Genomic DNA, 13,977 nt, shown 5'->3' with positions numbered 1-13,977 from the left:
TATTCGCTTTAGCATAGATTTTTTCCTACTAGTGCAATTTTAAACGTAACAGTTAAATCGCCGTATTTACCCACATTCCGCTTTTGAAAAACACCCAAGAACACAGATAAAGATTTAACTCTGCGTACCTCTGCGTTTCAAAATCATTATAAACCTTGACATTAACATTAATGTTAAGGTTTAGCCTGAGAGAGTCACTATAAATTCACCTCTCATGCTCTACCCCCAACGTTTCACCCAATTCACTAGAGAACACACAGATACCGTAGCAGCCCTTTTATGTGGGTTACTGCTATTTCTCGGATGGTTCGCCTTGCATCTTGGCGCTTTGGGATTGGCGTTCCTGCTGCTACCTGCTGCTTACGTAATTGGTGGTTACGAAAGTGCGCGGGAAGGATTGACTACCCTCTTCAAAGAAAAAGAACTCGATGTAGATTTGCTGATGATTGTGGCGGCCATTGGTGCTGCGAGTCTCGGCTTATGGCGAAGAGAATATCATCTAATTATTGATGGGGCAATTTTGATACTCATCTTTGCCATCAGTGGCGCATTAGAAGGCTATGCAATGGCGCGAACTGAGCGGAGTATCCGCAGTTTGATGAGCCTGACACCAGATACAGCACGGGTTTTACTTCAAGGAAGGGAAGAGGAAATTCCGATCAGTCAGTTAAAAGTGGGTGATGAGATTGTTATCAAACCCGGAGAGCTAATTCCTACCGATGGAATAATTTTATCTGGTTACAGCACCCTCAATCAAGCTGCAATTACAGGCGAGTCTTTACCTGTAGAGAAAACAGTGGGCGAAGAAGTATTTGCTGGTACACTCAACGGTTATGGTGCATTGCAGATTAAGGTACACAAACCAGCCCAAAGCAGTTTGATTCAGCGTGTGATTCGCTTGGTAGAACAGGCGCAGACAGAAGCACCACCTTCGCAAGAGTTTATCGATCGCTTAGAGAAGGGATATGCCAAAGTTATTGTAGTAGCCGGAGTATTGCTGGCAACTTTACCGCCGTTTCTTTGGGGTTGGGATTGGGAAACAACAATTTATCGGGCGCTTACCTTCTTAGTGGTGGCTTCTCCCTGTGCGCTGATGGCTGCAATTATGCCCACGCTGCTTTCAGGAATCGCCAATGGTGCAAGGCAGGGGATTTTGTTTAAGAATGGGGCGCAGTTAGAGAAGATTGGCAAAGTTCGTGCGATCGCATTTGATAAAACTGGTACTCTGACAACAGGACAGTTGCAGGTATTCCAAGTAATTGCAATTGGTGAATACACACAATCAGATGTATTAAAAGCAGCAGCTAGCGTGGAATCCTATTCAGAACATCCCATCGGTAAGGCAATTGTGCAAGCGGCTGGTGATTTAGATTTGGTTGGTGCAATTCAAGTGCAAGCCATACCTGGGCAGGGAATTGTCGGAACTGCTCAAGAACAACAGATAATTGCAGGGAATGGTGTTTTTGTGCAGCAGTATGTGACAAATTTACCTGAAGAGTTGCGAGAAATGGCTCAATCTTTGGAGCAAGAAGGTAAAACTGTGGTTTGGGTAGCACAAGAAGGCAGGGGAGCAGGGGAGCAGGGGAGCAGGGGGGCAGAGGTGATGGGTGTAATTGCGATCGCAGATGAAGTAAGATCGCAAGCAGCTGCAACCATTTCCCGCTTAAAGCAACTGGGAATTGAGCAAATTGTCATGTTAACTGGAGATAATGAAGAAACTGCTCAAAGTGTCGCCAAAGCAGTAGGAATTGATCGGGTATATGCCCAACTTCTACCAGAAGATAAGCTAGATGTTATCCGCCTTTTACAGCAAAAATATCAAACTGTGGCAATGGTGGGCGATGGAATTAATGATGCACCAGCTTTAGCCCAAGCATCTGTAGGTATAGCGATGGGAATATCTGGTAGTGATGTGGCATTGGAAACCGCAGATATAGTACTGATGGCAGACAAGTTAGAAAAAATTGCCGTAGCGATTTATTTGGGAAGGCGATCGCAATCCATAGTCAAACAGAATATATTTGTAGCGTTGGGTTTCATTATGTTGCTTTTGGTAGGCAACTTTTTAGGAAGTATTAACCTACCCATCGGCGTAATTGGGCATGAAGGCTCTACAGTGTTAGTTACCCTCAGTGGTCTAAGATTGCTGAAATAAAGCACTCTTCTCTAACTGTTTAATCCGCTCCATTTGCAGAATGTTCCACTCATCTTCAGAAAAGGGTGTACTAAACCAGGCATCTAATATTTCTTTTGCGATCGCTTCTGTAGTGGCACGTAAACTTAATACTAGGACATTCGCATGATTCCAAATACGTGCCCCACGTGCAGTTTCAGCATCATGGCATAATGCCGCACGTATCCCTAAAACTTTGTTGGCGGCAATAGATGCACCAGTACCAGTCCAACAAAAGACAATCCCCTCATCTGCTTTTTGGGTTGCTACTGCCAAAGCAACTTTACTACAACTGAGGGGCCAATCAACTTCTAAATCATTCTCAGCTAAGGAACCAAAAACTATAACTTCATGCCCACGCTGCTTAAGTTCTTCTAGTATGCGATCAGTTAGGTTGGTGCGTTCATCACTGCCAATAGCGATTTTCATGCATTCCCCCTTAAAATTAGTCTTCCCCATCTCCTCATACTACGATGTTTATAGGAGACAGGGAAGAGGAGCATAGATAACAGGGAAAAATTAATTACAAATTAGGAATTACGAATTAATTCTCGCCCTTTGCTGAATATACAGCACTTTTACCATCCAAGGAAACTGTTTCTGTTTGCAGTTCTTGATGCTGATTTGGTTTGATAAAGCGCTCTGTTGCTGTCTTAATCACGATATACAAAATCGGTACTACAAACAAACTCAAGAAAGTCGCAATTAACATCCCTCCAAAAACTGCTGTTCCCAAAGATTGACGACTACCCGCACCGGCACCTGTGGAATTAGCCAAGGGGAAAATTCCTAAAAGAGTAGCAAAGGCAGTCATTAAAATTGGGCGTAACCGTTCTTGTGAAGCTTCAATTACTGCTTTAGTCATCGAAAGACCTTGATCTCGCAATTGGTTAGCAAATTCCACAATCAAAATAGCGTTCTTACTAGCCAAACCAATCAACATTACTAGACCAATTTGACAGTAAACATCATTAGAAAAACCCCGTAACGATTGAGCTACAAGCGCTCCAAAAATAGCTAAGGGAACTGACAACAGAATGATAAAGGGGTCAATGTAGTTTTCGTATTGAGCAGCTAACACCAAAAATACAAATACCAATCCTAATCCAAAGATCAGGGGTGCTAAACCACCAGAATCTATTTCTTCTAATGCAGTCCCTGACCATTCGTAACCATAACCAGCAGGTAAAACTTCTTTAGCAACTTGTTCCATTGCTTTAATTGCGTCTCCAGAACTAGAGCCAGGGGCGGCAGCACCATTAATTTCAATTGAGCGGAATAGATTGTAGTGATTGATAGTTTGCGCTCCCACCGTCGAAGTAACTGTGACTAAGTTACTTAAAGGAATCATTTGATTCCTTTGAGAACGAACATATAGTTTACCAATATCTTTTGGATTGGAACGAAACTGTTGATCTGCCTGGAGATACACCCGATAATTACGCTGCTGGAGATTGAAATCATTTACATATTGCGATCCCAAAGCAGTTTGTAAAGTACTGAAGACATCATCTATAGAAACTTGCAAAGATTTGGCTTTATTGCGGTCTACTTCTACAAGCAATTGTGGTGTATCTGCGGCAAAAGTACTAAATACAGCTTGTAATCCTGGTGTTTGATTAGCTTTACCTAGCAACTGACCCATCGATTGCACCAAATTTTCTAAGCCGCTGCTACCTCTGCGGTCTTGCAGTTGAAAGACGAAGCCGCCAAAGTTGCCTAAACCCTGAATTGCTGGGGGGTTCACAGGAAAAACTCTGGCTTCTGGGATTGCCATCAACTTCCCTTGCAAGCTGCCAATAATTGCCTGTACTGATTGATCGGGTTTTGAACGCTCGTCCCATGATTTTAAAGTGGTAAATATGATGCCGCTATTGGCGGTGCTACCACTAAAACCAAATCCACCGATCGCAAAAGTCCCCACTACTTCAGGAATTTTCAGAATTTCTTTTTCTACCTGTGCAATCACATCGCTGGTATATTGCAACGAAACCCCTTGCGGCCCTTGGATAATTGTGATGAAGTAACCTTCGTCTTCATCGGGTAGAAAAGCTGTCGGTACTGTCATGTACAGCCAAGCAGTCATTCCCAAGGAAACAATAAACAATCCAATTACAATACCTTTGATGCGTGCGAGAAAGGTAAGCGATCGCTTATAACTATGCTGTACCCAGTCGAGAAAGCGATTTATCTGGCCAAAAATCCAACCCAGCCAGCCTGAAGGTCTTTGTCCTTGACGCAGCAACACGCCACACAAAGAAGGTATCAGAGTCAAAGCCAAAAAAGTCGAAATCCCAATGGAAAAGGCGATCGTCAGGGCAAATTGCCGATAAAGTGCGCCTGTGGTTCCCGGAAAAAACGCCACTGGTATGAACACCGCCATCAATACTAGTGAAGTGGCAATCACCGCGCCAAACAGTTCCCTCATTGATTCACTGGCGGCTTGACGAGGACTAATTCCTTTATCCTGAATAAAACGGCTGATTTGCTCTACTACAATGATCGCATCATCTACCACCATCCCTGATGCTAAAGTCAGACCAAACAAAGTCAAACTATTAATCGAAAAGTCAAAAACTTTGACGAAGGCAAATATCCCAATGAAGGAAAGCGGAATAGTAATTGCGGGAATTAAAGTAGTTCGCCAGTCCTGCAAAAACACAAAAATTACAATTACAACCAGCACCACCGATTCAATCAGGCTCTTAAGCACTTCTGCCATCGACTCTTCGACAAACGATGTCGTGTCAAAAGCTACCTGATATTTCATGCCTGGGGGAAAACTTGGAGCCAATCGCTCAATTTCGGCTTTGACTCCCTTGGCTACATCCAAGGCATTACTACCAGGAATCTGATAAATCCCTAAACCGACAGCATCTTTAGCACGAAATCGTAGAAATGAACTGTAGTTTTCTGCACCCAGTTCTGCTCTACCGACATCTTTGAGCTTGACTAATGTGCCATCATCTCCAGTTTTGAGGACAATTTCTTCAAATTCTGCTGGTTCTGCTAATCGGCTAGCAGCACGCACATCAAGTTGATACCTTTGTCCTTCAGGAGCCGGTTCTTGTCCAATTCTCCCTGCACCAACTTGCAAGTTTTGTTCAGATAAAGCATTCGCTACATCCTTGGTCGTTAGCCCCCGATTAGCAAGGCGAGTTGGATCTAGCCACAGGCGCATTGCATAGCGGCGTTCGCCAAAAATTTGAACGTTGCTCACACCTTTGACTCTTTTTAGGGCATCTGCTAAGTACAGGTCGGCATAGTTGCTTAAAAATATATTGTCGTACTCTTTATTTTCAGCGAATAAACCAATCGCTAAGAGAATGTTGCTAGATTCTTTTGATACCCGCACTCCTGTGCGCTGCACAGAGTCTGGTAATTGTGGTTGGGCAACAGAAACACGATTTTGCACATCCACAGCCGCAATATCTTTATCCCGCGATGAATCAAAGGTGGCTGTAATAGTACTAGTACCATCGTTACTACTGCTAGAAGTCAGATATCTTAGTCCCTCAACCCCGTTGATTTGCCTTTCTAAGATATTTGTCACTCCGCTTTCTACGACTTCTGCACTAGCTCCGCTATAGTTGGAAGTTACAGTGATTTGGGTGGGACTAATTTCTGGGAATCTTGCGATCGGTAGTGTGGGAATACTGATTAATCCTATTAATAGGATAACGATCGCACATACCGACGCAAAGATTGGTCGCTTAATAAAGAAGTCAACAAACATAGTTTAAAAATTGGGCTTTGGGTATTTGGTATTGGGCATTGGGAATTAGGAATTGGGAAGAGGACTTGGGGACAAGGAGAATTGGGGACAAGGGGAAAGACTTGTTTCAAGTTCTCACCTCTTGTCCCCTTGTCCCCTTGTCCCCTGCTCCCCTGCCCCTTCCCTATGGCTTCTGACTACCCACTTCTTGCGGTGCGGGAGTGATGGGAGCGCCATTAGTTAGGTTGAGAATACCGGAAACAACAATTTTGTCTCCAGCTTTTAGTCCTTCGATAACTTGATAGTTATTCCCCTCAATAACTCCCAATTTCACAGGCTTTTGTTGAGCAACTAAAGATGGCGCTCCAGCTTTCTTTTCTGCTGGTGCTTCAGCTTTTTTTTCTGCTGACGCTTCAGCGTTCTTTTCTGTTGGCGCTTCAGCTACAAATACAAATGTCTCCCCACCCAGGCGAGATACTGCTGTAACTGGAATTAAAATCCCTGGACGTTCGTTCCAGATCACTTTGGTTTGCACTGATTGGCGATTTACCAGTTGACTTCTAGAATTACCAAAGTTAGCTTTCACCAAAATTGTCTGCGAATCGGAACTAGCATCTGGAGAAATGAAACTTATCTTACCCCTTGCTGCGGGTTGACCTTGAGCGTTCAGCATTTGCACTGGTAATCCTAAGCGCAGCTTTTTGGCTTCTTCTAGGGGAACGGAAATATTTAGTTCTAAAGAGTCATTTCTAGTAAGTGTAGTGAGTTGGTCTGCTTTTTCTACATAATCTCCCACTTTTGTGGGAATATCGCCAACAGTACCAGTAAAAGGTGCCAGAACTTTTGTGTATTGCAGTTGAACTTGGGCTGCTTGGACTTGGGCCGCTGCTTGAGTGACTTGCGATCGCGCTTGGGCAATTTCTTCTGGGCGGGAACCATTTTCTAGTTGCCTTAAGTTTTGTTTCTGTTGTTCCAAAGCTCCAGCTAGCTCATTGATACTAGAAGTTCTGCTTTGGCGGAGTTGAGCTAGGCGTTTCTGGGCTACAACCAGGGCAGCTTCAGCACTTTGCTGTTCTTTGACATATCCTTCTAAGGTATCTTCAGAAACTGCGCCCTCTTTTCTCAATTGTGCGTATCGCTTGGCTCGTGACTGTGCTAGTTCTACATCCGATTTAGCTGACTGAATTTGGGCCTCAGCCTGAGCAATTTCTTGTGGTTGCGACCCCGACTGGGCATCTCGCAAGCGAGCTTGGGCTTGGGTTAACTGCGCTCTAGCTTGGGCAACTTCTTCTTGTCGCGTACCTGCTTTGAGTTCAGCAAGACGTGCTTGAGCTTGTGCTAGTGCAGCTTTTGCTTGTAATAATTGCGCTTGGACACTATCACTTTCTAGGCTAATAATAACTTGCCCTTGTTGAACACGGTTGCCCTCTTGGATGAAAATATTGGTAACTCGTCCTTCAACCTGTGGCTTGATGATTACCGAACGTGGAGCCTCTAAGGAGCCAATAAACTCCGAACTTTCTTGCACAGTTTCAGGTTGCACAGTCGCTAGCTTGACTGGAATTGCCATCGGTTGACCAGCAGCTGGCCCACCTGCTGGTGGATTGCTAGCACTACTAGTTTGCCACCAGCGCCAACCAAAACCAATGCCTCCAATTAAGAGGATAATTCCCAAAATTAGAGGCCAACGACGCTTTTGAGGTGGTTTAGGCGATCGCTCTGGCAGTGGTTGTGGCTCTTGACTAGAATCAGTAACAGCAGGCTGTTCTATTTCAACTGGAAGCGGAGAATCAGGGAACTCAGAATGGGACATCTTCGGTTTCTCGTCTTGTGGATTTAGACTTGGGCAATCTACTCTTGACTAAAAAAGCATTATCTGGATAGTTTTTTAGCCCTTTGTTTTGATGTTGATAACTAACAAATATGTATTTGGGTATTTGGGCGATCGCTCACGATGTCTAGTACCTAAAACAAACAAATATGCTTCATCACATTATGGTTATTTTGTACATTACTTAACTCCCATCATTTTTTTAAAGTGTAATTTATAAAACTTTTTTGGTCAGTATAAAACCATCACTTTCCGTCATAGAGAAAATACGGTTTATGTTGTTGCAAGGGAATCAATACAATTTTCTGCCTCCTACAATGGCAAACTGCCTGATACCGTGTACAAATAAATTTAAAGAAGTTTCGATGTAGTATTCATATCTATAATCTAATGTGATAGGGATATCGCTAAAAACGCAGAATACCGTGAAACAATATACACGTGGAACTATCTACAGATGCTTTTAAATCTATATCTGAAGATACTGCACCCTTATCTTGACTTTTTTGCAAGTACATAACCACCTAGCTCTTCGCGCAGCGATTAACGATTTGTTTGCTTCGTATAAAATCAGACATGACACTGGAATTCTGCCATAAGCGTTTGCAAGCGCTTGCTTGCATTATAACCACATAGAAAACTAGATTTGTATAAGTTTAAAGATGAGTTTATCCCTCTTGAGTCGTATTGAATACTGATCTTAGGGAAGAAAAATGTACGGTGCAATGTATGGAGCGATGCCTTCTCTATGAGAGGCTTCTCTACGACACGCTGCGCGTAGCTTGCTTCTGAGTAGGAGTACGCCAACGGCGAGCGATGCCTAAGCTGATTAATTCAGCTCTATTCATCAAAGTTGCAAGTTTCATTGAGTTATCTTCACCAAGAACAAAGTGCAATCAATACAGTGTTCTCTAGAGTCCTATTTTTGAGCGGTCTTATCTTCCTACACTTAGGTCATCCAATCGGATGATTCTTAACTCACCCATTCGGGTGATTTAATTTATCCTCATCAGGGTTCTGTATATATGAGCGAGTCATGCTCAATGCCCTTCAAGCATCCACAACTGATTCCTTAGAATCCAATTTCGGCAAGATACCTACAGTTGATTTTCGGTTAGCAAGAATATGAAAAAGCAGCCCTTCATACCGATCAAGTGCTTGCTCCAACGAATAGTTTTCTTCGGCAAACTGTCTTCCCACGTTACCTAACTTCGTACAGAGAGTAGGATTGGCATATAAATCATGCACCGCAGCGGCCATTGCATCGGGCGATTCTGGCTCAACAATTATCCCACCACCACTGAGTTTGATCGCTCTAGCAGCAGTTCCAGTTGCAGGAACTGAACCCACAATTGGGCGACCACTTGCCAATAGTAATGGTATTTTTGAAGGCATATTAAACGAAATTACATTGTGCTTTTGCACAATCAACCCGACATCAGCTGCTGCTAGCATTTCGGGTAATTTTTCTCTCGGCTGCAATGGTAGCAGCAAAACATTATCTGCTCCATGTAATAGACAATATTCTTGCAACCTTTGCAATGCTGTTGATTCGCCGACAATGACAAAGACAATTTCTTTAATATGACGTAAGCAAACTGCTGCTTCTATTACAGTTTCTAAACCTTGGGTTAGAGCAATGTTGCCCGAATAAAGGACTATAAATTTCCCATCCAGTTGATGACTAGATATCCAAGAGTTGTTCTGTTTCGCTAAAGGGTGGATGAAATTTACATTGACCCAATTAGGAATACAAACGATTTTATTAACAGGTACTCCCTTATTCACTAAATTCTCACGAAATCCATCGGCGATAACACTAATAGTGTGTGCAGTCCGATAGGCAAATTTCTCTAAAGCTGCAAGAGTTCGAATCATCCACTTGTTTTTCAGTAGTCCGATACGCACAGCAGCTTCTGGTAATATATCTTGCACATTTAGAACTATTGGGCAGTTGTATAGCCAACCAAATATTGTTGCTGGTAGAATACCTAACAAAGGCGGTACTGTTAAAATCATTACATCTGGACGTTCACCTCTAAAGGCTTGAGGTAAGCTTGTGAAAATAAAGCTTAACTCCAGCAACAGACGATCTAAAAGGTTAGGTTTAGACTTAATTCTGATGTAGCTTCGCTGAATTGTGACACCATTTTTTTGTTCATTAATGTACCATTGATCCCGATAACCATCGTAAATTTCGCGCTCAGGATAGTTGGGCATTCCAGTAATCACCCGCACTTCATGACCTCGATTTACTAGTCCTTCTGCCAATTCAGTCATTAAGGGAGCAATTCCAATCGGCTCTGGATGATAGTTGTAGGAATATATCAGAATGTGCATGAGATATTTATAAATTTGGTAAATACAGCCGGAGATAATCGGATTTATTGCTAACTTCAATAGAGGCTGCAACTTTTATTATTTAATTTAGTTTGTGATGAGATTATGATTTTTCTAAATCACAATTGCGATAAGCACTGCTGAGAAATTTTCTAGGTGGATTTTAACAGTTAGTAGCGAACAATTATCAGTTTTTCTGGTTGGATAAAGTTTCCCAATCGTATATTTAAAAGTTACGCGTGTTAACTAATAAACTTTAATTGTTCACTTATTTAAATTCCTTCCTATATATATGATTAGTTGTTCAGTTATTTAAAAGTGAATAGAGTTGTTAAATTTACACTGAGGGGATTGTAGCATGAGACTTAATATCATGCATATAACCTGCATTCCGCCTTGTGAACTGGCACATGAAGTATTTTTAACCAAGTAAACAATATTGCATTAATGGGTGAGAGTCCAGTTTTTTTAGTGGCTCAAAGGCACTAACTTTTTAACATTAGTGTGTTTAGTAGCTTCGTATTTAAAACTGTAACTGAAAAAAACTCCAATGTATCGCAATTGACATCAACAGCTTGATTCGGGTTGTTAGCAACACTAGCGATACCTGTAGCGGGCTACACTGACGCAATACTAAAAAGTTGCACTGATTGCTATAGTCAGGACGATTTTAGCGAAAATACTTCTGATTATAATCGCTCGAATACTTGTTTTCATAAGTATTCGAGCGATCGCCAACCGATAAGGCTGGATGATAAACTCACCAGTTCAGTGAACTATTGGAGCTAAAATAGAGATTCATTAAACTAAACTTGGCAACCTCTAACTAGAAAGCCTTACTTTCTAGCAAGAGGCTTGCTTTTTCTTCAGAGTTGAGCCTACACCCAAGGCCCCAAATGCCAGAAAACCCAACAGAGAAGCAGGTTCAGGAACTTTGGATACCTGAATAGAACCAGAATTTTCATCTAGTGTTATTGATGTGCCTTGTTGATCGACATCTTGACGTAATGCCAAAGATTCGCCAACCGTTCCCTGAAAGAAGTATTCTCCGATGACACCCGTTCCTCCTCCTATATCAAAGGGGCCAAACAATTTCTGAGTAGCAGTATCAAAGTTGAAAGCGAAGAAATCAGACTGTGATACCCCAGAAGTAACGGTGTTATAAGTTCCCAGAGGATTATTAGATGGGTCTAAGAAAGAGACAGTCAAGGATTGTAAAAAATTGGTGGCTCCACTACCACTTTCTGAAATAATTGTCGGTGCTGTAGTCTCGTCGTAGCTGAATGAACCGACTGCGGAATAACCAGCATCTCCTAGCCAGTTAAAGTTGAAATCAATAGCTTGAGCAGGGTTGTTAGCACCAGCAGCGATCGCAGCACTAAGTACAGCACTGGTTGCTGTGGTAGCAGCGATTTTGGCAAAAATGTTTCTCATTGTTATATCTCCAAGATTTATTTGCATGATGCAAATATCAGTGCATCAAACAACACTAACTTTACGATAGAAATAAATATAAGTAAATACTACATGGGAGGTTGAGGTAAATATAACAACTAGATAAAGAGAAACACTTATTTTTTAAAGTTTTCGAGAAGATATCAAGTCTATTTAACAAACCTAAGCTCAAATTTATCTATTTTGATGTATGTAGCAAGGGTTATTACCTAAAAATCACGAGCGATCGCCTGAGAATAACTGATAAAGTTGAGCTACGCAAAGTTGAAAACAGTGACCTATGCCTGCGTTTCTATTAGAAGTTGGTACAGAAGAATTACCTGCAAGCTTTCTCAGTGATGCCTTAATACAGTGGCGAGAACGCATTCCCAAAAGTTTGGAAGCAAACAGCCTTCAGGGTGAAAGTGTCCAAGTGTACGGTACTCCCCGGCGTTTGGCGGTATTGATTAAAGGTCTACCATCCCAGCAAGCAGACCGAGAAGAAGAAATTAAAGGGCCTCCCGCCCAAGCTGCCTTTAAAGATGGTCAGCCAACAGCAGCAGCATTAGGCTTTGCCAAAAAGCAAGGTGTGGAACTAGATGCACTCTTCCTTCGCCCCACTGACAAAGGGGAATTTGTTTTTTTGCAAAAAAGAATTCCTGGTCGTCCTGTGGCGGAAATTTTGACAGAACTTGTTCAAGAGTGGATTTGGGGTTTAGAAGGTAAGCGGTTAATGCGTTGGGGAGATGGGGATGGGAGGTTTTCTCGACCAATTCGCTGGCTGGTAGCTTTGTTAGATGAGACGGTGCTACCGTTGGAATTGGTGAATGGTTCTAAAACGATTCAGAGCGATCGCATTTCTCAAGGTCATCGCGTCTTACATCCTGAACCTGTGACAATCGCCCAAGCGACTGATTATGTTACCGCCCTCAAGTCTGCTTATGTCACCGTTGACCCCGAAGAACGGGAAAATCTGATTAAAGAGCAAGTAAAGGCAGTAGCAGAAAGTTTAAGCGGGTATACAGTCATTTACCCCGATTTGTTAGCAGAAGTAACCAACCTTGTAGAATATCCTTCTACAGTTGTTGGTAAATTTGAACCAGAATTTTTGGAATTACCAACTGAAGTAATTACTGAAGTCATGGTTACTCATCAGCGTTATTTCCCTGTATTCAAACCAGGTAGTTCTGAGCAAGAATTATTGCCCAATTTCATCACAATTTCTAACGGCGATCCCAAAAAATCAGATATTGTTGCCGTCGGAAATGAAAGGGTAATTCGTGCCAGATTAGCTGATGGCAGATTTTTCTATGAAGCTGATTTAACTAAGCCTTTAGAAAGCTTTTTACCCCAGTTAGAAAAAGTCACTTTCCAAGAAGAATTGGGTTCGGTGCGTACCAAGATAGATAGAGTAGTTAAGATTGCCGAGCAAATTAGCACCCAATTGAAATTAGCTGAAAATCAAAGCCAAAAAATCCAACGTGCTGCTTTATTGTGTAAAGCAGATTTGGTAACTCAAATGGTGTATGAATTCCCGGAATTGCAAGGCATTATGGGAGAAAAATATGCCTTAGCTAGTGGTGAAGATGCCGAAGTAGCAAAGGCAATTTATCAACATTATTTGCCAACGGGAGCCGGTGACAATTTACCCGAAACACTCACAGGTCAAATTGTCGGTTTGGCTGATAGATTAGATACTTTGGTAAGTATCTTTGGGTTAGGTTTAATTCCCTCTGGTTCCTCCGATCCCTTCGCTTTGCGTCGGGCTGCTAATGCTGTAGTTAAAATTACTTGGTTTTATAATCTGCCGATAAATCTAGATGATTTATTGGCACAAATAGCAACAGATTTTGCCGCGAAATATCAAAAAGATCGGGCATCATTAACCACAGCATTACAAGAGTTTTTCTTACAACGTATCCGCACCTTACTGCAAGAAGAAAAACAGATTGATTACGATTTAGTAAATGCAGTTTTGGGAGAAAATGACCCAGAATACACAGAACGGACATTAAAGGATTTATTGGATGTCCGCGATCGCGCCTTGTACTTACAACAAATCCGTAACGACAGTACCCTAGATAACATCTACGAAACCGTTAACCGTTCCACACGATTAGCCGCCCAAGGTGATTTGGATACAAAACAGCTAGAACCGACAACCGTAGTTCGTCCAGAATTATTCCAAAAGCCCTCTGAAACAGCTTTGTATAATGCTTTGATCGAATCAGTACCGCAAACTCAAACAGCACAGCAGACACGAAATTATCAACTGTTAGTAGCAGCACTAGGAAAAATTGCTCCGACAGTTAGTAGCTTCTTTGATGGGCCAGATAGCGTTTTAGTTATGGACTCCGATCCAGAAATTAAGCGTAATCGATTACACCTACTGGGATTGGTTCGCAATCATGCTCGTGTTTTAGCTGACTTTGGTGCGATCGTCAAAAATCTGTAGCGTAAGTCAACAAAAAGTTGTGTAATTTT

Annotated in this window: 7 protein-coding genes; 2 read left to right on the top strand and 5 right to left on the bottom strand. The window is 42.2% G+C overall.

Annotated elements, in window-relative coordinates; translation table 11 throughout:
- Positions 1-214 precede the first annotated feature (214 nt).
- Complete coding sequence (locus ACFFRD_RS31520) at positions 215-2,155, top strand: heavy metal translocating P-type ATPase (RefSeq protein ID WP_392479710.1); 1,941 nt, start codon at positions 215-217, stop codon at positions 2,153-2,155.
- Here the strand turns inward: ACFFRD_RS31520 and ACFFRD_RS31515 are convergent.
- The 5 genes from ACFFRD_RS31515 to ACFFRD_RS31495 all read right to left on the bottom strand — a co-directional run bounded on the left by ACFFRD_RS31515 (position 2,138) and on the right by ACFFRD_RS31495 (position 11,493).
- Complete coding sequence (locus ACFFRD_RS31515) at positions 2,138-2,602, bottom strand: RpiB/LacA/LacB family sugar-phosphate isomerase (protein WP_392479708.1); 465 nt, start codon at positions 2,600-2,602, stop codon at positions 2,138-2,140. The two genes, ACFFRD_RS31520 and ACFFRD_RS31515, sit on opposite strands and share 18 nt — an antisense overlap.
- Positions 2,603-2,717: 115 nt before the next feature.
- The gene (locus tag ACFFRD_RS31510; RefSeq protein ID WP_392479705.1) at positions 2,718-5,909 is read right to left on the bottom strand and encodes an efflux RND transporter permease subunit; all 3,192 of its coding nucleotides are present in this window, start codon (positions 5,907-5,909) and stop codon (positions 2,718-2,720) included.
- A 163-nt stretch (positions 5,910-6,072) separates the two neighbouring features.
- Entirely contained in the window at positions 6,073-7,701 is a 1,629-nt protein-coding gene (locus ACFFRD_RS31505) for an efflux RND transporter periplasmic adaptor subunit (RefSeq protein WP_392479703.1), read from the bottom strand.
- A gap of 1,068 nt (positions 7,702-8,769) precedes the next feature.
- On the bottom strand, positions 8,770-10,059 hold the full coding sequence (locus ACFFRD_RS31500; RefSeq protein WP_392483213.1) for a glycosyltransferase family 4 protein: 1,290 nt from the start codon (positions 10,057-10,059) through the stop codon (positions 8,770-8,772).
- An 843-nt stretch (positions 10,060-10,902) separates the two neighbouring features.
- Positions 10,903-11,493 (bottom strand): PEP-CTERM sorting domain-containing protein, encoded by a 591-nt coding sequence (locus ACFFRD_RS31495; RefSeq protein WP_392479701.1) that lies wholly within the window; start codon positions 11,491-11,493, stop codon positions 10,903-10,905.
- Positions 11,494-11,794: 301 nt separating this feature from the next.
- On the opposite strand from ACFFRD_RS31495, the gene glyS reads away from it, so the two are divergent.
- A complete protein-coding gene (gene glyS, locus ACFFRD_RS31490) occupies positions 11,795-13,948 on the top strand; it encodes a glycine--tRNA ligase subunit beta (protein WP_392479699.1) in 2,154 nt (717 codons plus the stop codon).
- Positions 13,949-13,977 lie beyond the last annotated feature (29 nt).

This window comes from Nostoc sp. C110 (genome assembly GCF_043099725.1).
Lineage (GTDB): Bacteria > Cyanobacteriota > Cyanobacteriia > Cyanobacteriales > Nostocaceae > Nostoc > Nostoc muscorum_A.
The sequence above is the reverse complement of the archived record's forward strand: the minus strand, read 5'-3'. Positions and strand labels throughout refer to the sequence as shown.

Coding starts and splice junctions, on each gene's coding strand:
- ACFFRD_RS31505 (WP_392479703.1), bottom strand. CDS start 7,701: ATGTCCCATTCTGAGTTCCCTGATTCTCCGCTTCCAGTTGAAATAGAA.
- ACFFRD_RS31500 (WP_392483213.1), bottom strand. CDS start 10,059: ATGCACATTCTGATATATTCCTACAACTATCATCCAGAGCCGATTGGA.
- ACFFRD_RS31515 (WP_392479708.1), bottom strand. CDS start 2,602: ATGAAAATCGCTATTGGCAGTGATGAACGCACCAACCTAACTGATCGC.
- glyS (WP_392479699.1), top strand. CDS start 11,795: ATGCCTGCGTTTCTATTAGAAGTTGGTACAGAAGAATTACCTGCAAGC.
- ACFFRD_RS31510 (WP_392479705.1), bottom strand. CDS start 5,909: ATGTTTGTTGACTTCTTTATTAAGCGACCAATCTTTGCGTCGGTATGT.
- ACFFRD_RS31495 (WP_392479701.1), bottom strand. CDS start 11,493: ATGAGAAACATTTTTGCCAAAATCGCTGCTACCACAGCAACCAGTGCT.
- ACFFRD_RS31520 (WP_392479710.1), top strand. CDS start 215: ATGCTCTACCCCCAACGTTTCACCCAATTCACTAGAGAACACACAGAT.